This is a genomic window from Pseudomonas reactans (assembly GCF_013385825.1).
GTDB lineage: Bacteria > Pseudomonadota > Gammaproteobacteria > Pseudomonadales > Pseudomonadaceae > Aquipseudomonas > Aquipseudomonas reactans.
This window is the reverse complement of the sequence record NZ_JACAPG010000020.1, coordinates 233267-253680: the sequence shown is the minus strand read 5'-3', so window position 1 is coordinate 253680 and position 20414 is coordinate 233267. Positions and strand designations below refer to the sequence as shown.

The 20414-nt window shown below is 60.6% G+C and carries 16 protein-coding genes; 10 read left to right on the top strand and 6 right to left on the bottom strand.

All coding sequences use genetic code 11. The features are described 5' to 3' along the window. Positions 1 to 106 precede the first annotated feature (106 nt). From acnD to HX868_RS23725, 4 genes are all read left to right on the top strand, one after another. A complete protein-coding gene (gene acnD, locus HX868_RS23740; protein WP_177004552.1) occupies positions 107 to 2701 on the top strand; it encodes a Fe/S-dependent 2-methylisocitrate dehydratase AcnD in 2595 nt (864 codons plus the stop codon). A 9-nt stretch (positions 2702 to 2710) separates the two neighbouring features. Next, a complete protein-coding gene (prpF, locus tag HX868_RS23735) occupies positions 2711 to 3901 on the top strand; it encodes a 2-methylaconitate cis-trans isomerase PrpF (RefSeq protein ID WP_177004551.1) in 1191 nt (396 codons plus the stop codon). Positions 3902 to 4060: 159 nt separating this feature from the next. After that, positions 4061 to 5545 (top strand): 2-methylcitrate dehydratase, encoded by a 1485-nt coding sequence (gene prpD, locus HX868_RS23730; protein ID WP_177004550.1) that lies wholly within the window; start codon positions 4061 to 4063, stop codon positions 5543 to 5545. Between the two features lie 156 nt (positions 5546 to 5701). Beyond that, the gene (locus HX868_RS23725) at positions 5702 to 6613 is read left to right on the top strand and encodes a hypothetical protein (protein WP_177004549.1); all 912 of its coding nucleotides are present in this window, start codon (positions 5702 to 5704) and stop codon (positions 6611 to 6613) included. A 74-nt stretch (positions 6614 to 6687) separates the two neighbouring features. Here HX868_RS23725 and HX868_RS23720 read toward each other — a convergent pair whose 3' ends face one another. From HX868_RS23720 to HX868_RS23700, 5 genes are read right to left on the bottom strand one after another with little or no spacing between them, the layout of a single operon-like run. After that, on the bottom strand, positions 6688 to 7416 hold the full coding sequence (locus HX868_RS23720; protein WP_177004548.1) for an alanyl-tRNA editing protein: 729 nt from the start codon (positions 7414 to 7416) through the stop codon (positions 6688 to 6690). Between the two features lie 2 nt (positions 7417 to 7418). Next, entirely contained in the window at positions 7419 to 8411 is a 993-nt protein-coding gene (locus tag HX868_RS23715; RefSeq protein ID WP_016979255.1) for a serine O-acetyltransferase, read from the bottom strand. A 37-nt stretch (positions 8412 to 8448) separates the two neighbouring features. Next, positions 8449 to 9363 carry a PLP-dependent cysteine synthase family protein gene (locus HX868_RS23710; RefSeq protein ID WP_025999978.1) on the bottom strand — a complete coding sequence of 305 codons (915 nt, stop codon included), beginning with the start codon at positions 9361 to 9363 and terminating at the stop codon, positions 8449 to 8451. A gap of 15 nt (positions 9364 to 9378) precedes the next feature. Continuing rightward, on the bottom strand, positions 9379 to 11241 hold the full coding sequence (gene moeB, locus HX868_RS23705; protein ID WP_177004547.1) for a molybdopterin-synthase adenylyltransferase MoeB: 1863 nt from the start codon (positions 11239 to 11241) through the stop codon (positions 9379 to 9381). A 41-nt stretch (positions 11242 to 11282) separates the two neighbouring features. Next, complete coding sequence (locus tag HX868_RS23700; protein WP_161630257.1) at positions 11283 to 12176, bottom strand: DMT family transporter; 894 nt, start codon at positions 12174 to 12176, stop codon at positions 11283 to 11285. A gap of 160 nt (positions 12177 to 12336) precedes the next feature. Between HX868_RS23700 and HX868_RS23695 the strand changes: the two genes are divergently transcribed. Next, the gene (locus HX868_RS23695; RefSeq protein ID WP_016979259.1) at positions 12337 to 13761 is read left to right on the top strand and encodes an aminotransferase-like domain-containing protein; all 1425 of its coding nucleotides are present in this window, start codon (positions 12337 to 12339) and stop codon (positions 13759 to 13761) included. Positions 13762 to 13925: 164 nt separating this feature from the next. Here HX868_RS23695 and ppsR read toward each other — a convergent pair whose 3' ends face one another. Further along, positions 13926 to 14744 (bottom strand): posphoenolpyruvate synthetase regulatory kinase/phosphorylase PpsR, encoded by an 819-nt coding sequence (gene ppsR / locus HX868_RS23690; protein ID WP_003193298.1) that lies wholly within the window; start codon positions 14742 to 14744, stop codon positions 13926 to 13928. A gap of 178 nt (positions 14745 to 14922) precedes the next feature. Here ppsR and ppsA point away from each other — a divergent pair, with 178 nt between their 5' ends. The 5 genes from ppsA to HX868_RS23665 all read left to right on the top strand — a co-directional run bounded on the left by ppsA (position 14923) and on the right by HX868_RS23665 (position 20414). Next, complete coding sequence (gene ppsA, locus HX868_RS23685; protein ID WP_016979260.1) at positions 14923 to 17298, top strand: phosphoenolpyruvate synthase; 2376 nt, start codon at positions 14923 to 14925, stop codon at positions 17296 to 17298. 105 nt (positions 17299 to 17403) lie between these two features. Then, positions 17404 to 18393 (top strand): alpha/beta fold hydrolase, encoded by a 990-nt coding sequence (locus HX868_RS23680; RefSeq protein WP_177004546.1) that lies wholly within the window; start codon positions 17404 to 17406, stop codon positions 18391 to 18393. Positions 18394 to 18581: 188 nt separating this feature from the next. Then, positions 18582 to 19073: a ribonuclease E activity regulator RraA gene (gene rraA, locus HX868_RS23675; protein WP_177004545.1), complete on the top strand. Its 492-nt coding sequence runs from the start codon at positions 18582 to 18584 to the stop codon at positions 19071 to 19073. 13 nt (positions 19074 to 19086) lie between these two features. Further along, complete coding sequence (locus HX868_RS23670; protein WP_016979263.1) at positions 19087 to 20082, top strand: zinc transporter ZntB; 996 nt, start codon at positions 19087 to 19089, stop codon at positions 20080 to 20082. An 86-nt stretch (positions 20083 to 20168) separates the two neighbouring features. Further along, positions 20169 to 20414, top strand: coding sequence for a hypothetical protein (locus tag HX868_RS23665; RefSeq protein WP_005790375.1), 246 nt, complete (start codon positions 20169 to 20171; stop codon positions 20412 to 20414).

Below are 20414 nucleotides of genomic sequence, written 5' to 3'. Positions count from 1 at the left end.
AGCCGGCTTGCCGGCGATGGCGGTCTCAAGGGCCTCATCGCCGGCAAGCCGGTTCCTACAGGGGAAGGGGGAAACCCTGAATACCTACCGTGACTGAGTCCTGACGATGAACACTGAATTTCGCAAACCGCTCCCCGGCAGCCGCCTGGACTACTTCGACGCCCGCGCGGCCGTCGAGGCAATCACCCCCGGCGCCTACGCCACCTTGCCCTACACCTCCCGCGTGCTCGCCGAAAACCTGGTGCGTCGCTGCGACCCGGCCACCCTCAACGCGTCCCTGAGCCAACTGATCGAACGCAAACGCGACCTCGACTTTCCATGGTTCCCGGCGCGTGTTGTGTGCCATGACATTCTCGGCCAGACCGCGCTGGTCGACCTCGCCGGCCTGCGCGATGCCATCGCCCAGCAAGGTGGCGACCCGGCCCAGGTCAACCCGGTGGTGCCGACTCAACTGATCGTCGACCACTCCCTGGCCGTCGAAGCCGGTGGTTTCGACCCGGACGCGTTCGAGAAAAACCGTGTCATCGAAGACCGTCGCAATGAAGACCGTTTCCACTTTATCGAGTGGACCAAAAAGGCTTTCAAGAACGTCGACGTGATACCGCCCGGCAACGGCATCATGCACCAGATCAATCTGGAGAAAATGTCTCCGGTGATCCAGGTGCGTGACGGTGTGGCGTTCCCGGACACCTGCGTCGGCACCGACAGTCACACCCCTCACGTAGACGCGCTGGGCGTGATCGCCATCGGCGTCGGCGGCCTGGAAGCGGAAAGTGTGATGCTCGGCCGCGCTTCATGGATGCGCCTGCCGGAAAGCGTCGGCGTGGAACTCACCGGCAAGCTGCTGCCGGGCATCACAGCCACCGACATGGTGCTGGCGCTGACCGAGTTCCTGCGTAAACAGAAGGTGGTCGGCGCCTGGCTGGAGTTCTTCGGCGAAGGCGCTTCGGCACTGACCCTGGGCGACCGCGCGACCATCTCCAACATGGCCCCGGAATACGGAGCCACCGCGGCGATGTTCTATATCGACCAGCAAACTATCGCTTACCTGAAACTCACCGGCCGCGAAGACGAACAAGTCACCCTGGTGGAGCAATACGCTCGCCACACGGGTCTGTGGGCCGATGATCTGAAGGGCGCGCAATACGAGCGCGGTCTCACCTTCGACCTGTCCAGCGTCGTGCGCAACATGGCCGGCCCGAGCAACCCGCATGCCCGCGTTGCCACCAGCGACCTGGCGTCCAAAGGCATCTCCGGCCAGTGGGACGAAGTGCCGGGGCAAATGCCCGACGGCGCAGTGATCATTGCGGCCATCACCAGTTGCACCAACACCAGCAACCCGCGCAACGTGATTGCTGCAGGCCTCTTGGCACGCAACGCCAACAAACTGGGGCTGACGCGTAAACCGTGGGTCAAATCCTCCCTGGCACCCGGCTCGAAAACCGTGGCCATGTACCTGGAAGAAGCGGGTCTGGGCCATGAGCTGGAAAAACTCGGCTTTGGTGTGGTGGCGTTTGCCTGCACCACTTGCAACGGCATGTCCGGGGCGCTCGACCCGGTGATCCAGCAGGAAATCATAGACCGCGACCTGTACGCCACCGCCGTGCTGTCGGGCAACCGCAACTTCGACGGGCGTATCCACCCGTACGCCAAACAAGCGTTTCTGGCATCGCCGCCGCTGGTAGTGGCCTACGCGATTGCCGGCACCATCCGTTTCGACATCGAAAAAGACGTGCTCGGCCTCGACGCCAACGGCAAGGAGATCCGCCTGCAGGACATCTGGCCGAGCGACGAAGAGATCGACGCGGTGGTCAAGGCCTCGGTCAAGCCGGAGCAGTTCCGCGCAGTGTATATCCCGATGTTCGCCATCCACGAAGACACCGGCCCGAAAGTCGCACCGCTGTATGACTGGCGCCCACAAAGCACTTACATCCGCCGCCCGCCTTACTGGGAAGGCGCGCTGGCCGGGGCGCGACCGCTCAAGGGCATGCGCCCGCTGGCGGTGCTGCCGGACAACATCACCACCGACCACCTGTCGCCGTCCAACGCAATCATGCTCGACAGCGCCGCCGGGGAATACCTGGCGAAAATGGGCTTGCCTGAAGTCGATTTCAACTCCTACGCGACGCATCGCGGCGACCACTTGACTGCGCAGCGCGCCACCTTCGCCAACCCGAAACTGTTCAACGAAATGGTGGTAGAAAACGGCAAGGTCAAGCAGGGTTCCCTGGCGCGTATCGAGCCTGAAGGCCAGGTCACGCGCATGTGGGAAGCCATCGAGACCTACATGGAGCGCAAGCAGCCGCTGATCATTATTGCCGGCGCCGACTACGGCCAAGGCTCGTCCCGCGACTGGGCGGCCAAGGGCGTGCGCCTGGCCGGTGTTGAAGCGATTGCCGCTGAAGGTTTCGAGCGCATTCACCGCACCAACTTGGTGGGCATGGGCGTGTTGCCGCTGGAGTTCCTGCCGGGCACCGACCGCCACACCCTGAAGATCGATGGCAGCGAGACCTATGATGTGGTCGGCGCGCGTACTCCGCGGGCGCAGTTGACCCTGGTGATCAACCGCAAGAATGGCGAACGTGTCGAGGTGCCGGTGACCTGCCGCCTCGACACCGCCGAAGAAGTGTCGATCTACGAGGCGGGCGGCGTGTTGCAACGTTTTGCCCAGGACTTCCTGGAATCGGCGGCAACGGCCTGAGGGGGCACCATGGCACACGTAGCGCAAATCAAGATCCCCGCCACCTACATGCGTGGCGGCACCAGCAAAGGCGTGTTTTTCAGCCTCAAGGACCTGCCCCAGTCGGCGCAGGTGCCGGGCGCCGCGCGCGATGCCTTGCTGTTACGGGTGATCGGTAGCCCCGACCCCTACGATAAACAGATCGACGGCATGGGCGGCGCCACTTCCAGCACCAGCAAGACGGTGATCCTGGCCAAAAGTACCCGTGCCGAGCATGACGTGGACTACCTGTTTGGCCAGGTCTCCATCGACAAGCCGTTCGTGGACTGGAGTGGCAACTGCGGCAACCTGTCGGCGGCGGTCGGTTCCTTTGCCATCAGCGCCGGCCTGGTCGACCCGGCCCGCGTCCCGCACAACGGCGTGGCCGTGGTGCGGGTGTGGCAGGCCAATATCGGCAAGACCATCATCGCTCATGTGCCGATCACCGACGGTGCGGTGCAGGAAACCGGTGATTTTGAACTGGACGGTGTGACCTTCCCGGCCGCCGAAGTGCAGTTGGAGTTCATGGACCCGGCGGCGGAAGAAGAGGGCGGCGGTGGTTCGATGTTCCCCACCGGCAACTTGGTCGACGACCTGGAAGTGCCCGGCGTCGGTACCTTCAAGGCCACGCTGATCAACGCCGGCATCCCGACCATCTTCATCAACGCCGAAGACCTCGGCTACACCGGCACCGAGCTGCAAGGCGCGATCAATAGCGACCCGAAAGCCCTGGCGATGTTCGAGACGGTGCGAGCTTATGGCGCGTTGCGCATGGGCCTGATCAAGCACCTGGACGAAGCCGCCCAGCGCCAGCACACGCCGAAGGTGGCGTTTGTGGCCAAGCCTTTGGACTACGTAGCGTCGAGTGGCAAGGCGATCAAGGCCGGCGATGTCGACCTGCTGGTGCGCGCGCTGTCCATGGGTAAGTTGCACCACGCGATGATGGGCACGGCGGCGGTGGCGATTGGCACGGCGGCGGCGATTTCCGGGACTTTGGTCAACCTGGCGGCCGGTGGCGTGGAGCGCAATGCGGTGCGCTTCGGGCACCCGTCCGGCACCTTGCGTGTGGGTGCAGAAGCCACCCAGGTAAACGGCGAATGGGTGGTGAAGAAAGCCATCATGAGCCGCAGCGCGCGAGTGCTGATGGAAGGTTTCGTCCGCGTCCCTGGCGACGCGTTTTAACCCTGTAGGAGCCGGCTTGCCGGCGATGGCGGCATTGAATGGAAGGGCCCCATCGCCGGCAAGCCGGCTCCTACACAAAAGGCGGGCAATCAGACCCTCCGCAACACATCAACCCTGACCCTGAGGATGAAACAACCTAACCCACTTTGGAGTACTGCCATGAGCGCCAACGTCGACCTGAACAACCGCCCGGACTACGATCAGGTCCTGCAGGATATTGCTGACTATGTCCTCAACTACCGGATCGACTCCCGGGATGCACTGGACACCGCCCGCAACTGCCTGATGGACACCTTGGGCTGCGGCCTGCTGGCCCTGCGTTTCCCCGAATGCACCAAGCACCTGGGGCCGATCGTCGAGGGCACGGTGGTGCCGTTTGGCGCGCGGGTGCCGGGCACGTCGTTTCGGTTGGACCCGGTCAAGGCCGCGTGGGACATCGGCTGCATCGTGCGTTGGCTTGACTACAACGACACCTGGCTCGCTGCCGAATGGGGTCACCCCTCGGACAATCTCGGCGGCATCCTCGCCGTGGCCGATCACCTGTCGCAGAAACGCGTGGCCAATGGCGACGCGCCGTTGACCATGCGCGCCGTGCTGGAAGCGATGATCATGGCCCACGAAATCCAGGGCGTGATTGCGCTGGAAAACTCCTTCAACCGGGTAGGCCTCGACCATGTGCTGCTGGTGAAAGTCGCGTCCACGGCGGTCACGGCCAAGCTGATGGGTGCCAACCGTGAGCAGTTGCTGGCGGCGCTGTCCCATGCGTTTGTCGATGGGCAGGCATTGCGCACCTACCGGCATGCGCCGAATGCCGGTTCGCGCAAGTCCTGGGCGGCGGGCGATGCGTCGAGCCGAGGCGTGCGCCTGGCGGATATCGCCATGCGTGGCGAGATGGGTATTCCGGGTGTCTTGAGCGCGCCGCAGTGGGGTTTCTACGACGTGCTGTTCAGCCACACCAACAAGGACCTGGCGCTCAAGCCGGAGGACAAACGCGCGTTCAGCCTGGTCCAACCCTACGGCACCTATGTGATGGAAAACGTGCTGTTCAAGATCAGCTTCCCCGCCGAATTCCACGCGCAAACCGCCTGTGAAGCAGCGGTGACGCTGCATCCGCTGGTGAAAGATCGCCTGCAGGAAATCGAGCGCATCGTGATCACCACCCATGAGTCGGCGATCCGCATCATTTCCAAAGTCGGGCAACTGGCCAACGCCGCTGACCGCGATCACTGCCTGCAATACATGACCGCCGTGCCGTTGGCATTCGGCAACCTGGTGGCTGAGCATTACGAGGATGAATTCCACGCCGCCCACCCGATCATCGACCAGTTGCGCGACAAAATGGTCATCGTCGAAGACCCACGCTACAGCCTCGAATACCTGGAGGCCGACAAGCGCTCCATCGCCAATGCGGTGCAGGTGTTCTTCAAGGATGGCAGCAGCACCGAGCAGGTGGCGGTGGAGTACCCGATTGGCCATCGTCGGCGTCGGGTGGAGGGCATTCCGTTGCTGGAAGACAAGTTCAAGGCCAATCTGGCGACGCGATTTACCGGGCAGCGCAGTGCCGAGATTTTTGCGCTGTGCAAGGATCAGGCACGGCTTGAAGCCACACCGGTCAATCGGTTTGTGGAGGCGTGGGTGATCTGAAATACCGGTTTCGACGGATGACGCCGACACACTTTGCTATCCATGTGTCCTACATTTACGGAACCGTTTTCGGATAACTGCCAATCAGGTAGCCAGATGGCCTGTTTTATCAGGTTGTCTGGCAAGCAATTAACACCTGAATCTGAGAGGCACTCTATGACCAGCGTAAGCACCCGACAGTACACGCCCCCTAACGCCAGCTATGAAATGTCCCCAAAGCCGACGCCCATTCGGTACGAAGACAGTGCCGAAGCACGTGAACCTTCCAACAGCCAATCAAATTCAGCTGCATCGCGCCAGCCGATGACTGCCGAGCAGCGCGGGCAACTTTCGTCACATCACAGGCTGGTCAACTCGCCGGCATCCACGACACAAGCCGACCCCGGTCGGCTTGCACAGCTTTCTCAGGAAAACAATCAACTCCGTGACAAGCTTAACCAGATGGTTGCTCAGTTCACGCCGATAATCATGCAACTTCGACAGCAAGTGACTGACCTTACCCAACAACTCAACAAGACCAGGGAGCCTGCACAAGACGACTCCCCGTCGACTTCAGGTGTTAGTGGTGATTCCAAGAGCAGCGCGTCGCCTGAATCGAGTGCTCCAGCAGAAAATACGCCGATGTCAGGGCAGAGCGCGCCTCATAGCCTTCAGCAGTTGACTACCGAAAACAACCAACTGCGCGAGACAGTTGATCGACTGCAAACCCAGTTCACCGCAGTCGTCACCCAGCTTCAAGAGCAAATACAGGCGTTGAGTGAAAAGGTGGGCGGGACAGGTACCCCATCAAATCAGGCTGCGTCCGAGACCTCAGACTCGGACGCTAGCGCCAATATGCCTTCGGACTCTGCGGTTGCAATGGCGCCCGATACCCGTGAAGCCACGCCGCCTACCCAGGCAAATGAGACGACTTCGTCCGAGACCCGCACAATTGACGATCTCATACGCGACAACGAGCAACTACGCACTCGTCTGGATCAAATGATGGTTCAGTTCACACAGGTCATCTCACAACTCAAGCAGCAAATAGAACAGATGAGTGCCCGAGTTCAAAGCCAAGCGGCGTAACGTCACGGGTGACAGTCGGGTCAATATGGAAAAGGCCGCGCCAGCCCCATATTGATCTCGACCTGTTTACAGCTTCATTCGAACCGCAAAATCACCCTGCGGTTATGCTTGCTCTTCTTCTCGATCTTCTCGCAAAACACCCGGCCGATTTCCTCGGTGTTGATCACATGGGTACCCCCACATGGCTGGATATCGATGCCGGCGATTTCAATCACCCTTACCGAGCCTTGAATGACCTGCGGAGCCACTGCCTGTGTACGGGTGATCTGTAGCAAAGTCGAATATTCGGAAGCTGGCATCGACAGGGTTTTCACCGCGTGAGCCTGTTCGATCAGCGCATTGAGGTCGCGGGTGATGCTGTCTTTATCGAGGGTCATTTCCGGCAGGTCGAAATCCAGGCGACCCTTGTCCGCACTGATGCTGCATCCGGTGACCGGTGCGTCGATGATCGAGCACAGCAGGTGCAGGCAGGTGTGCATTTTCATGTGCTGGTAGCGCCGGTCCCAATCGAGGCCGGCATCCACCTGTACCCCGGCGGTCAGTTGCGCGGGGCAGTGTTCCACCTGGTGCCAGATGATTGAGCGCAGCACCGGGTCGCGCACGGTGCCGGTCACTTCGACCCGCGTTCCGTCGGCCAGTGTGAGGTGGCCCGTGTCGCCTGGCTGGCCGCCGCCCGTGGGATAGAACAGTGTGTGTTCCAGGGCAATACCGTGTTCGCTGACGGCAATCACCCGGGCGCTGAACGCGTTCTGGTAGGGCGCGCTGTCGAACAGCGCCAGGGTTTCCATGGTGTGCACGGACATGTTCAACCTCCGACGATCAGTGGGCTGGCTTGCAGCAGGGAGCGCACCATTGCACTCAGGCCAGGGGGGGAGAGCAGGGTGATTTCGAATTCCGGGCCGCAGACTTTCAGGTTCAGCGGCAAGCGCGGCAATGGGCTGCCCGACTCGATACGGTGCAGGCGAAATTGCAGGTGGTGGCGCTCCTTGACCGTGGGCTCCAGCATCAAACTCGGCAAGGGGTGGAAGTCGGCGTCCAGTACGGTCACCTTATGGCTGGCGTTGATTTCGCCCACCACGTGCAATCGCTCATCAAGGGCGAAGGCTCCGAGGTAGTTGCTGTGGTCCGATTCATCGTTTTTTTGCAGCTGGATCTGGTTCACCACCTTCACTTTGGTGCCGGCGGGGACGTCCTGGGTGATCACGCAGGACGGGCTGATAAACACGTTGTCGCCAATCAGCACATAACCCAGCACGCGGGCACCGGAGCCGACCTCGACGTTGTTGCCCAGGCGCGGGTGGCGCTTGCCGTCGGGGTTGTTGGCGATGCCACGGGCGCCCAAGGTCACGCCGCAGAGGATGTAACAGTCGTTGCCGATCTCGCAGGTTTCGCCGATCACCGTGCCGTAGCCATGGTCCAGCACGAAGCGTCGGCCGATGCGCGCCGCCGGGTGAATCTCGGCACCGGAAAGCACCTTGCCTTGATTGCTCAGCTTGAGGGCAATACGTGAAAACACGCCGTTGGTTTGGTCGGGGAAATTCCACACCAGGTGCGCCAGGCGGTAATACAGCACTGCCTTGAACGAGGCGTAGGACTCCAGGATCAACTCGCCGCGCCCGCGTGAGGCCGGATCACGGTAGGCGTAGGCGATCAGGTCTTCGGCTACTGCCTGGGCAGCATTCTGGATCAGGGGCGCCAGATGCGGTTCCAGCTGCTTCATCTGTAGGGGCGTAAGGGTTTTGATGAGGTGAGTGATCAACTCATCGTGCAACTGTTGCATGTCGATAAAACCGCCCATGGAGGCACCCCTGCATTCTGGTTGGCTGGAAACCCGTTTATTCGAAACTGGGCAGGTAGCTGTCGGCATTGTCGTAGACCATGGTCAGCACCACCGTTTCGGGCGGCAGTTCGGGGGCGAGCTTGGCGATGGCCACCATGTTGGCGGCGGACGACAGGCCCAGGCTGATCGCGTCGGTGCGCATGATGCGTTTCATCATGTCGATGCAGTCCTGGCGCGAGACCTTGAGCATGCCGTCGATCACGTCCAGGTTGAGAATGCTCGGGATCAAACCGATCGACAGGCCTTGGATGTGATGCGGTGCGTGCTGGTTTTTCAGCAGGTCGCACTCTTCCGGTTCCACGCCCATGACGCGCAACTGCGGCCAGGCGGCTTTCAGGGTTTCACCGATGCCAGTGATATGCCCCCCGGTGCCGATGCCGCTGACAAAGTAGTCGGCGCGCAGCTCACCGAAGGCACGCAGGATTTCCGGTGCGGTGGTGTCGCGATGGGTCTGTGGGTTGGCGCCGTTGCGCTGTTGGTTGAGCATCACGTAGCTGGGGTTTTCCAGCTGCAATTCCATGCATTTCTCGCCATGGGAGTTGTTGCCCAGACGACTGTCCGACAGCACCACCTTGGCCCCGTATAAACGCAGCAGCTTCTGTTTTTCCGGGCTGTAGTTGTCGGGGATCACCAGCACCACTTTGTAGCCCAATACATTGCCCGCCATCACCAAGCCGATGCCGGTGTTGCCGCCACTGGGTTCGATGATGGTCTGCCCAGAATCACGGATCAGCACGCCTCGGCGCTCGGCGTCGAGGATCATGCCCAGGGCGATGCGAGCCTTGTGGCTGCCGCCTGGGTTGAGCGATTCCAGCTTGGCGTAGACCTCGATGCCGAGATCTTCGGAGAATTGCGCCAGACGCACGATCGGCGTTTGGCCGATCACGTCGAGGATGGAGTTATGCAACATCATTCAGCCCCCGACTCAATACAACGGCATGTCGGGTTCGACGTCACGAACCCAATGTTTCATGCCGCCCTGCAGGACTTTGGTGTTGGCGAAACCTGCCGCCAGCAAGGTACTGGCGGCTTGCTCCGCGCGGGTGCCGGCGTAGCAGATCAGGTAATGGGTATTGTCCCGGCTGAGGCTGTGGAGGTGGCCGTCCAGTTCGGCCAGGGGGATATGCACCACGCCCGGCAATTTGCACACTTCCAGTTCGCTGGCGTCGCGCACATCCAGCAGCACATCGGCGCTGCTGGGGTGTTCGAGTACTTGCTTGAGTACGCGCGGCTTGATGTAGCGTTCTTCGGCCAGCGACGGTTGGCTCGGCACGGCATCCGCGCAGGCGGTCGGTGCCAGGGTTTCGCTGTGGCGCGCCTCGGAGCAGCATGGGCAATCGGCGCGGCGCTTGAAACGGATCTCGCTGAACTTCATCGCCAGCGCATCGAAGCGCATCAGACGGCCGGATAACGGTTCACCAATGCCGATCAATAGTTTGATCGCCTCGGTGGCCTGGATCATCCCGACCACACCCGGCAGCACACCGATCACGCCACCGGCGCTGCAATTAGGCGCAAGTTCTGCGGGCGGCGCGCTGGGGAACAGGCAGCGGTAGCACGGCCCGCCTTTGTAGTTGAGCACGCTGATCTGCCCGTCGAAGCGGTAGATCGCGCCGTACACCAGGGGCTTGCCCAGTTGCACGCAAGCGTCGTTGACCAGGTAGCGAGTATCGAAGTTGTCGGTGCCGTCGATCACCAGGTCGTAGGCGCCCACCAACTCCAGGGCGTTGTCGGCGTTCAGGGCGGTGTCGTGTGCGTTGATCTGGATATGGCGGTTGAGGTCTTGCAGGCGCTGCTTGGCGGATTCTACCTTGGGCATGCCGAGGGTGCTGTTGCCGTGGACGACCTGGCGTTGCAGGTTGCTGCTTTCGACCACATCGAAGTCCACCAGCCCCAGGGTGCCGATACCGGCAGCCGCCAGATACAGGCTGATCGGCGAGCCCAGACCGCCAGTGCCGATGATCAGTACCTTGGCTTTCTTGAGGTTCAACTGGCCTTCGCGACCCACGCCGGGCAGGGTGATGTGGCGCACGTAGCGTTGTACTTCTTCGTTGCTCAGCGCGTCGACGTCCATGCCGCCGGACGTGGCCAGCAGCACCTCGATTCTGGCTTTCTCGGGCAGAGGGTCATCCGCGCCAACCAGCTCTTCCTCGGCGGTAAACAGGAAGTGCTCCTTGAGCTGGTTGTTCTTCTCGTGAAACAGGTGCGGGCGCAACTGAGGGTGACTGCTGCAGAGGTTTTCAATGACTTCGCGCAATGTCGATCCGGTGCCCTCGAGGGTCGATTCCGGCAGCTTGGCCACGCGAACCAGAATGTCGGGGAAAGAGACAGCGTTCATGGACAACTCCGTGTGCAGGTCGTTGAAAGGTTGAAGGGCGAAATGCTTGCCATCCCAGGCAAACAGCTTGGAACCAAGGGGCTGGCCCTGGCGAACGTCGACCACCAGGTAGCTGACGGGGTGGATCGGCTCGCCCATGAACAGCGCCTTGTCCTGGTCTTCGTCGCTGAAATAAGCACCGACATCCGGGTGGGAGTGGTAGATCACCACCACTGGGTTGTCGCTGCGCAACGCCTTGTTCATCAGCAGGGTGTCGGCCACCGAGAAGGTGTAGCCGTTGGCCGCGCTGCGCGGGTACATCTCGGGGTTCTTGTGGTGCAGTTCATTCTGGATATTGCTGCCCAGGTACACGCTGCCGTCGGCGAAGACAAAACCACAGCATTCCTCGGGGTAGCTGCGGCTGGCGTGGGCGTAGATCTGTTCCAGGGCTTTGGGGCGGAGGACGTCCATGTTTCTCTCGCGTGGCTGAAGTTGATGGGGCAGGGCAAGGGTCAATTTTTCTTGGCCAGGAGTTTTTCAACCGGCAACTTGGTGATCGCAAAACCGGCCAGCAGGATGGCCGAATACAGCATCAGGTCGCGGGAAATCGACACACCTTCGTACCAGGCGCCGATGATCACCGCGAACACCGGGAAGATGATGAACACGAACGACAGGATGATCGGGCTCAAGCGCTTGAGCAGCATGAAGTACACGATGAACCCGCCTACCGAAGCCACCAGGCCCAGGTAGAACAGCGCACCCCAGGAGCGCAGGGTGATAGTTTCGAAGGTCGGTGTTTCAAACCACAGCCCGGCGACGAACAGCATCAGCCCGGCAATGCCGATGGGCAGGGTGTTGTAGGTGATCACGCTGATGGCGCTGCCTTTCTGCTTGGTAATCACGTAGCACAAGGCATGCATGATCGCTGCGGTCAGAATCGCCAATACGCCGAAGAACTCCGCGTGGTCCAGGTGCAGGCCCTGGCTCTTGATGATCATGTAGAGGCTGCCGAAACCGATGCCGATGCCGACCACCTGGGAAAAGTAGATGCGCTCGCGCAGGAACAGCGCAGAGAAAATCAGGATGAACACCGGCATGCAACTGAACAGCAGCGCGGTCAGGCCGGACGAGACATGCATCTCGCCGTAGTTGAGCAGGTAGTAGGGCACGCTGAAGTAGGACAGGGTCACGAACACGAAGAACCAGCGGCTCTCACGGGGAAACAGGATCGGCTCGCGGCGCACCATGGCAAAACACAGGAACAGCGGGAAGGCGATCAGGAAGCGCAGGCCGGCGGACGTCAATGGTGGCACGCTCTCCACGGCAATCTTGATCCCCAGCCACGTGGTGCCCCAACTCAGGCACACGATCAGGAACATCACGCTGGTAATCAGCCCGGCCAGCCACTGTTTTTGGTTTTTTGTCTTGGCGGTGTTTTCGAGAACGGCGGACATTGGCATCGTTTATTGCTTCCCTGAGCCGAAATTGAACTCTATATTGAGCTTGTAATGAGTTGTAAAATCCGGCGATTGAACCCGTAAAAGCACACTATTAGGGCGAAAGATGGCTGTCAAAACAAATATTGACATGGTGTCAATTATGCGTGAGGGGTTGTCCAACGGTCAGGGCGTGAAGTACAAGCGCCTGTCCGATGTCATGGAACGGGGCATCCTCGAAGGCTTGATTGAGCCAGGACGAAAACTGCCGCCCCATCGGGTGCTTTCCGACAATCTGGGCGTGACCATCGGCACCATCAGCCGGGCCTACGGTGAACTGGAACGCCTTGGGCTGGTGGTGGCGCGAGTCGGTGACGGCACGTTCGTACGCAAACGTGGGATGGAGCGCCAGCGCGATGAAGGTTTTCGCAACTTCAGCGAAGAACCGCGCCAGTACTTCGACATGAGCCGCAATATGCACATCCCCGGACAGGAAACCGTGTTCCTGGCCCAGAGCTTCCAGACCCTGTCGACCAACGCCAAATTCCTCCAGGACATCAGCGCCTACACCCCGGACGCCGGCCTGCCGCGCTACCGTGAAGCGGGCGCGCAATGGCTGGTGCAGCGTGATTTTCATCCGATCCCCGAGCAGGTCATCTGCGTCAATGGCGGCCAGCACGGCTTACTGTGCTCGATGATGGCGCTGTTGCGGGCCGGCGACACGGTGGTCACCGAGCAACTGACCTACCCGGGCTTGATTACCGCCGCGCGGATGCTGGGGATCCGGTTGATCGGCCTGGAGATGGATGAAGAGGGCGTGCTGCCGGGCGCGCTGGATGAAGTCTGTCGAAATCACCGGGTTTCAGCGCTGTACTGCACACCGACGATCCAGAATCCGACCACGGCGGTGCTTTCGGTGGCGCGCCGCGAAGCCTTGGTCAAAGTGTGTCGCGAGCACAACCTGCTGATTCTTGAGGACGAGGCCCACGGTGTACTGGTCGAGGACCGGCCGCCGCCCCTCAGCCATTTCGCCCCCGAGCGTACGATTTTGATCAGTAGCCTGAGCAAAGCCGTATCGGCCGGGCTGCGTGTGGGTTATGTGCATGCGCCACCGGCGTTGGTCAGCCGTATTTCGGCGGCGCTGCGTTCGACTTGCTGGATGGCTACGCCCGTGACCTTGGAGCTTGCTACCCAGTGGATCGAAAACGGCACGGCGGAGTACCTGCTGCGTCAGCAGATCAATGAAATCAGCCGGCGCAAGGCCCTGGTCCGTGACCTACTGATTGGCCTGGAGTACCGCACCCACCTCAACAGCCCGCACTTCTGGATTGAAGTACCGGAGCCGTGGCGGGCGTCGGAAATCGAGGCGGAACTCAAGCAGAATAATTACCTGATCGCCACCGCCGAGGCGTTTGCGGTGGGGCAGACGGCGGTGCCGCAATTTATTCGGGCGAGTATCTGCAACACGTCGGGGGATGATCAGTTGCTTCGGGCGGGGTTTGACGCGTTGGCGACGGCGTTGGGGCAGGGTGGGGGGCGGTTTCAGCTGTAGCAGGGTTTGTTGTGGCGAGCGGGCTTGCCCCGCGTTGGGCTGCGAAGCAGCCCCAAACCCGTCATCGAGAACTGACTGACACACCGCATTCATCTTGATTGGGGCTGCTTCGCAGCCCAACGCGGGGCAAGCCCGCTCGCCACAGTGACACAGAGCATCAAGTGTTATTTGAAGCGCCGCTCCACGCCCTTCTCCACCAAAATCTTCGCCGAAATCTCTTCCACCGAAAAATGCGTGGAATTGATGTGCGCAATATTCTCGCGACGGAACAGATTTTCTACTTCGCGCACTTCGAACTCGCACTGCGCATAGCTGGAATATCGGCTGTTGGGCTTGCGTTCATTGCGGATCGCCGTCAGCCGATCCGGATCAATGGTCAGCCCGAACAGCTTGTGCGAATGCGCGCGCAGGGCGGCCGGCAGCGTCAGGTGCTCCATGTCGTCTTCGGTCAGCGGGTAGTTGGCCGCGCGGATGCCGAATTGCATGGCCATGTACAGACAGGTGGGCGTTTTGCCGCAGCGGGATACGCCCACCAGGATCAGGTCGGCCTTGTCGTAGTAGTGGGTGCGGGCGCCGTCGTCGTTGTCGAGGGCGAAGTTCACCGCCTCGATACGCTCCATATAGTTGGAGTTATGGCCAATGGAATGGGACTTTCCTACCGAGTACGACGAATGTTCACTCAGCTCTTGTTCCAGCGGCGCCAGGAACGTCGAGAAAATGTCGATCATGAAACCATTCGACGTTGCGAGAATCTCACGAATGTCTTGATTGACGATGGTGTCGAAAATGATCGGACGAAAACCGTCTTTTTCGGCCGCCAGATTGATTTGTTGTACCATGGCCCGCGCTTTATCCACGCTGTCGATGTACGGTCGCGTGAATTTGGCGAAGGTAATGTTTTCGAACTGCGCGAGCAGGCTTTGACCCAATGTTTCGGCTGTGATGCCGGTGCCGTCGGAGATAAAGAAAGCAGATCGTTTCATTTGAGCCCTGGGCCTTAAGCTGATGGCGAATCTTGGATATGATAGGCGCGATTTTGCCGTCCCGCAGTGGGCCGCATTCTCACTTATTTTCCAGGTCCAGGCCACAAGCGCTGGCACTCGCTCCTACTGAGCAGCCGGCGTCCTGAGCTTTTCCAACACAGTTAGTGGAGAGATCACCTTGGTAGAGTACGTAGTTTCCCTCGATAAGCTCGGCGTCCATGATGTAGAGCACGTGGGGGGCAAGAACGCATCCCTCGGCGAGATGATCAGTAATCTTGCAGGCGCTGGTGTCTCGGTGCCCGGTGGTTTCGCCACCACGGCCCAGGCTTACCGCGATTTCCTCGAACTGAGCGGCCTCAACGCTCAGATCCACGCCGCGCTGGACGCCCTGGACGTCGATGACGTCAATGCCCTGGCCAAGACAGGCGCCCAGATCCGCCAATGGATCATGGAAGCCGAGTTCCCCGAGAAGCTCAACGAAGAAATCCGCACCGCCTTCGCCGCGCTGTCGGCCGGTAACCCGGACGTCGCCGTTGCCGTGCGCTCCTCGGCCACCGCCGAAGACTTGCCGGACGCTTCCTTCGCCGGCCAGCAAGAGACCTTCCTGAACATCCGCGGCGTGGAAAACGTGATCCGTGCGGCCAAGGAAGTGTTCGCCTCGCTGTTCAACGACCGCGCCATTTCCTACCGTGTGCACCAAGGTTTCGACCACAAGCTGGTGGCCCTGTCTGCCGGTGTGCAGCGCATGGTGCGTTCGGAAACCGGCACTGCTGGTGTGATGTTCACCCTCGATACCGAATCGGGCTTCCGTGACGTGGTGTTTATCACCGGCGCCTACGGTCTGGGCGAAACCGTCGTACAAGGCGCGGTCAACCCCGACGAATTCTACGTACACAAGCACACCCTTGAAGCCGGCCGCCCGGCCATCCTGCGCCGCAACCTGGGCAGCAAGGCCATCAAGATGATCTACGGCGACGAGGCCAAGGCCGGTCGCTCGGTAAAAACCGTTGAAGTCGACAAGGCCGAACGCGCGCGTTTCTGCCTGACCGACGCTGAAGTCAGCGAATTGGCCAAACAAGCGATGATCATCGAAAAGCACTACAAGTGCCCGATGGACATCGAGTGGGCCAAAGACGGTGACGACGGCAAGCTGTACATCGTGCAGGCCCGTCCGGAAACCGTGAAGAGCCGTACCTCGGCCAATGTCATGGAACGCTACCTGCTCAAAGAAACCGGCACCGTGCTGGTGGAAGGCCGCGCCATCGGTCAGCGCATCGGCGCCGGCAAGGTGCGGATCATCAAGGACGTGTCCGAAATGGACAAAGTCCAGCCAGGCGACGTGCTGGTCTCCGACATGACCGACCCGGACTGGGAACCAGTGATGAAGCGCGCCAGCGCTATCGTCACCAACCGTGGCGGGCGTACCTGCCACGCGGCGATCATCGCCCGCGAACTGGGCATCCCTGCAGTCGTGGGCTGCGGCAACGCGACCCAGCTGTTGAAAGACGGCCAAGGCGTCACTGTTTCCTGCGCCGAAGGCGATACCGGCTTCATTTTCGAAGGCGAACTGGGCTTCGATATCAAGCAAAACTCCATCGACGCCATGCCGGACCTGCCGTTCAAGATCATGATGAACGTCGGTAACCCGGACCGCGCCTTTGATTTCGCGCAATTGCCGAACGCCGGTGTGGGCCTGGCCCGCCTGGAGTTCATCATCAACCGCATGATCGGCGTGCATCCCAAGGCCCTGTTGAACTACGACGGCCTGCCGCTGGACATCAAGGAAAGCGTCGACAAACGCATCGCCGGCTACAACGATCCGGTGGGGTTCTACGTCGAGAAGCTGGTGGAAGGCATCAGCACCCTGGCGGCGGCGTTCTACCCGAAAAAGGTCATCGTGCGTCTGTCGGACTTCAAGTCCAACGAATACGCCAACCTGATCGGCGGAAAGCTTTACGAGCCGGAAGAAGAAAACCCGATGCTGGGCTTCCGTGGCGCCTCGCGTTACATCAGCGAAGCGTTCCGTGACTGCTTCGAACTCGAATGCCGCGCCCTCAAGCGCGTGCGCAACGAGATGGGCCTGACCAACGTCGAGATCATGGTGCCGTTCGTGCGCACCCTGGGCGAAGCGAGCCAGGTGGTGGACTTGCTGGCTGAGAACGGCCTGTCCCGTGGTGAGAACGGCCTGCGCGTGATCATGATGTGCGAATTGCCGTCCAACGCCATCCTGGCTGAAGAATTCCTGGAGTTCTTCGACGGTTTCTCCATCGGCTCCAACGACCTGACCCAGCTGACCCTGGGCCTGGACCGTGATTCCGGGATCATCGCGCACTTGTTCGACGAGCGGAATCCTGCGGTCAAGAAGCTGCTGGCCAACGCCATCCAGGCCTGCAACAAGGCTGGCAAGTACATCGGTATCTGCGGCCAAGGCCCTTCCGACCACCCTGACCTGGCCAAGTGGCTGATGGAACAGGGCATCGAAAGCGTCTCGCTGAACCCCGATTCCGTGCTGGAAACCTGGTTCTTCCTGGCGGAAGGCCAAGCGTCCGTCTAAGGTCGTTACGTCAAAAGTGCCGGTCACCCGTGGTGGGTGACCGGCATTCTTATCTGTACAGGGCGGAATCCTTGCGGACGTCGCCCTTTTTTGTGCAAGAGCATTATGCAAAGCAGCAGCAACCTGTTTCCTGTCGCCCTGATCAGCGCTGAACGTCGTGGCGACCTGAGTGAAGACGTGTATCGCCTCAAACCCGGTAACAGCCCCGACGGCACCGTCGAGCTGGCGGTTACCCGTTTGGGCCTGGCCGATGTCCCGGAAAACCGGGGCATTCCAGTTGTTTTATTGCACGGCAGCTTTTCCAACCGGCGCTTCTGGTATTCGCCCAAGGGGATCGGCCTGGGCGCTTACCTGGCGCGCGAGGGGTTTGATGTCTGGATCCCGGAAATGCGCGGTCATGGTCTGTCCAAGCGCAATCAGGACTACGCCCGCAACCGTGTCGCTGACTATGCGCGTTACGATTTGCCTGCCATCGGCGCGTTCGTGCGTGAGCAAAGCGGGCAGATTCCCCACTGGATCGGCCATTCCCTGGGCGGCACCAGCTTGGCGGCGGCCCTGGGTGGGCAGCACTTGGGTGCGCCGGCCGTGGCGTCGGTGGCGCTGTTTGGCTGCCAGGTCAGTCGCACCCATTGGCCGTTGAAACTGCCACCGGTGGAATGGACCGGTCGCTTGCTGTTGAAGCGCTTTGGCGAAGTGTCCGGCTCGCGCCTGAAGCGTGGCCCCGAGGACGAACCGGCGGGCGTCATGATCGAAGCGATGCGCTGGAATGGCCTGTTTGGCCGCTTCGGCGAGGGCAAGAACGATTGGTGGAAAGGCCTGGCTGAAGTCGATATGCCGCTGTTGGCGGTCAGTGCAGCCGGGGATCATCAAGACCCCGACTGGGCCTGTCGCAAGCTGTTCGAGCAAGTCGGTTCCGAGCACCGTCAGTACCTGTGTCTGGGCCGACAGCAAGGCTTTACAGGGGATTTCGGGCATGTGGAGATGCTGGTGAGCAAAGCCGCCCAGGCCGAAGTGTGGCCATTGGTGGCGCAGTGGTTGAAAGATCCGCTCACACCGTTGCCCGGTGCGCAGGCGCAGGTGTTGGCCACGGTTTGACGCAGCGCTCTGCCAAGGGCGTTTCGCTCGAGTGTGGTTGCGGCTAAGATATGACGCGTTAAACGCTTCTGGTCATATTCAGTCGCGCAGTGGCTATTGCGTTGCGGCGAGGCGGATGGGATGTTTCGCACCTGCTCTGGCTGGCGCTTCTTTCGAAAGACACCTCTTTGACGGAAAGGAATTTTTCAATGAACCATTACGTGACCCCCGATCTGTGCGACGCCTACCCGGACCTGGTGCAGGTACTCGAACCGATGTTCAGCAACTTCGGCGGCCGGGATTCGTTCGGCGGCGAGATCGTCACCGTCAAATGCTTCGAAGATAACTCTCTGGTCAAGGATCAAGCCGATCAGCCGGGTGTCGGCAAGGTGCTGGTGGTCGACGGTGGTGGTTCCCTGCGTCGCGCGCTGCTGGGCGACATGATCGCCGAGAAAGCGGCGAAAAACGGTTGGGAAGGGCTGGTGATCTACGGTTGCATCCGCGATGTGGACGTCATTGCCCAGACCGATCTGGGTGTACAGGCCTTGGCCAGCCATCCGATGAAGACCGACAAACGCGGTATTGGTGACCTGAATGTGGTCGTCACCTTCGCGGGTGTGACCTTTCGTCCGGGTGAATACATCTACGCCGATAACAACGGCGTGATCGTTTCCCCCAGCCCGCTGAAAATGCCCGAATAAGACAGGAGTAAGGATGTTCGAGGAAGAAAACGCGCAATGGGGTCTGGTGCATGCCCTGGTGCTGGACGGTAAAGGCGGTGCGCGTTCGATTGCCCGGACAGAGCTCGACGACTTGCAACTGCAGCCCCAGGAGAGCCTGTGGCTGCATTGGGATCGCAGCCACCCGCAAACCCAGACCTGGCTGCGCAAATCCAGCGGTTTGAGCGAGTTTGCCTGTGACCTGTTGCTGGAGGAAAACACCCGCCCGCGCTTGTTGCCGCTGCCGGATTCGGAATTGCTGCTGTTTCTGCGCGGGGTCAATCTCAACCCCGGTGCGGAGCCGGAAGACATGGTCTCGGTACGCATCTTTGCTGCCGCCAGCCGCGTGATTTCCCTACGCCTGCGCCCGTTGCGCGCCACTGACGAACTGTTGGTGCAACTGGCGGACGGCAAGGGGCCTAAGACCGCGTCGGAACTCATTCTTTATATGGCGCAGTACCTGACCAATAAAGTGCAGGATCTGGTCTCCGATCTGTCTGAAATCGTCGACGCCGAGGAAGAAAAACTCGATACCGACGAACGGTATACGCCGGAGCATGGCAGCGTGCTGCAGATCCGCCGACGAGCGGCTGGCCTGAAGCGATTTTTGGCGCCGCAGCGAGATATTTTTGCCCAGCTCACGCGGATCAAATTGCCGTGGTTCTGTGACGACGATGCCGACTACTGGAACGAATTGAACAACAGCCTGACCCGCTACCTGGAAGAACTCGAATTGACCCGGGAGCGCGTGGGGCTTGTGCTGGAGGCCGAAGACCGGCGTTTGAGCGTGCGCATGAACCGCACCATGTACCGCTTCGGGATCATCACCGGGATCTTCCTGCCGATGAGTTTTTTGACCGGTCTGCTGGGGATCAATGTGGGCGGTATTCCGTTCTCCGCCAGCCCCTATGGATTCATGGTGGCGTGCCTGTTGATGGTCTCGGTTGCACTGGGACAATGGTGGCTTTTTCGACGATTGCGCTGGGTTTGAGCTGAATATGACCTGAACGTACGTACGGTCCTATGTGACCTCAAGAATTTTACCCTCGTCTTTTAAATCACTTGCGAGAGGTCTTTATGCACGATCCGTTCGAACAGTCTTTGCGTGACATGCTCAATGCTTCGCCGTCCAACCGCGACGACGATGCCTGCCTGGGCCGCGTGTTGAAAACCGCCAACCGCCAGGTCGGTGCGGGTGACCTGTTCGGTCTGCTCGGCCGCTGGCTGCCTGCGTTGATGATGGCCCTGAACAACGGTTCGGCCCACGTATCGCCGGTTTCCCGTCGTAAACCTCTTGCTCGCACTGCTGATAAGGCTGATTGA

Coding starts and splice junctions, on each gene's coding strand:
- acnD (WP_177004552.1), top strand. CDS start 107: ATGAACACTGAATTTCGCAAACCGCTCCCCGGCAGCCGCCTGGACTAC.
- prpF (WP_177004551.1), top strand. CDS start 2,711: ATGGCACACGTAGCGCAAATCAAGATCCCCGCCACCTACATGCGTGGC.
- prpD (WP_177004550.1), top strand. CDS start 4,061: ATGAGCGCCAACGTCGACCTGAACAACCGCCCGGACTACGATCAGGTC.
- HX868_RS23725 (WP_177004549.1), top strand. CDS start 5,702: ATGACCAGCGTAAGCACCCGACAGTACACGCCCCCTAACGCCAGCTAT.
- HX868_RS23720 (WP_177004548.1), bottom strand. CDS start 7,416: ATGTCCGTGCACACCATGGAAACCCTGGCGCTGTTCGACAGCGCGCCC.
- HX868_RS23715 (WP_016979255.1), bottom strand. CDS start 8,411: ATGGGCGGTTTTATCGACATGCAACAGTTGCACGATGAGTTGATCACT.
- HX868_RS23710 (WP_025999978.1), bottom strand. CDS start 9,363: ATGTTGCATAACTCCATCCTCGACGTGATCGGCCAAACGCCGATCGTG.
- moeB (WP_177004547.1), bottom strand. CDS start 11,241: ATGGACGTCCTCCGCCCCAAAGCCCTGGAACAGATCTACGCCCACGCC.
- HX868_RS23695 (WP_016979259.1), top strand. CDS start 12,337: ATGGCTGTCAAAACAAATATTGACATGGTGTCAATTATGCGTGAGGGG.
- ppsR (WP_003193298.1), bottom strand. CDS start 14,744: ATGAAACGATCTGCTTTCTTTATCTCCGACGGCACCGGCATCACAGCC.
- HX868_RS23680 (WP_177004546.1), top strand. CDS start 17,404: ATGCAAAGCAGCAGCAACCTGTTTCCTGTCGCCCTGATCAGCGCTGAA.
- rraA (WP_177004545.1), top strand. CDS start 18,582: ATGAACCATTACGTGACCCCCGATCTGTGCGACGCCTACCCGGACCTG.
- HX868_RS23670 (WP_016979263.1), top strand. CDS start 19,087: ATGTTCGAGGAAGAAAACGCGCAATGGGGTCTGGTGCATGCCCTGGTG.
- HX868_RS23665 (WP_005790375.1), top strand. CDS start 20,169: ATGCACGATCCGTTCGAACAGTCTTTGCGTGACATGCTCAATGCTTCG.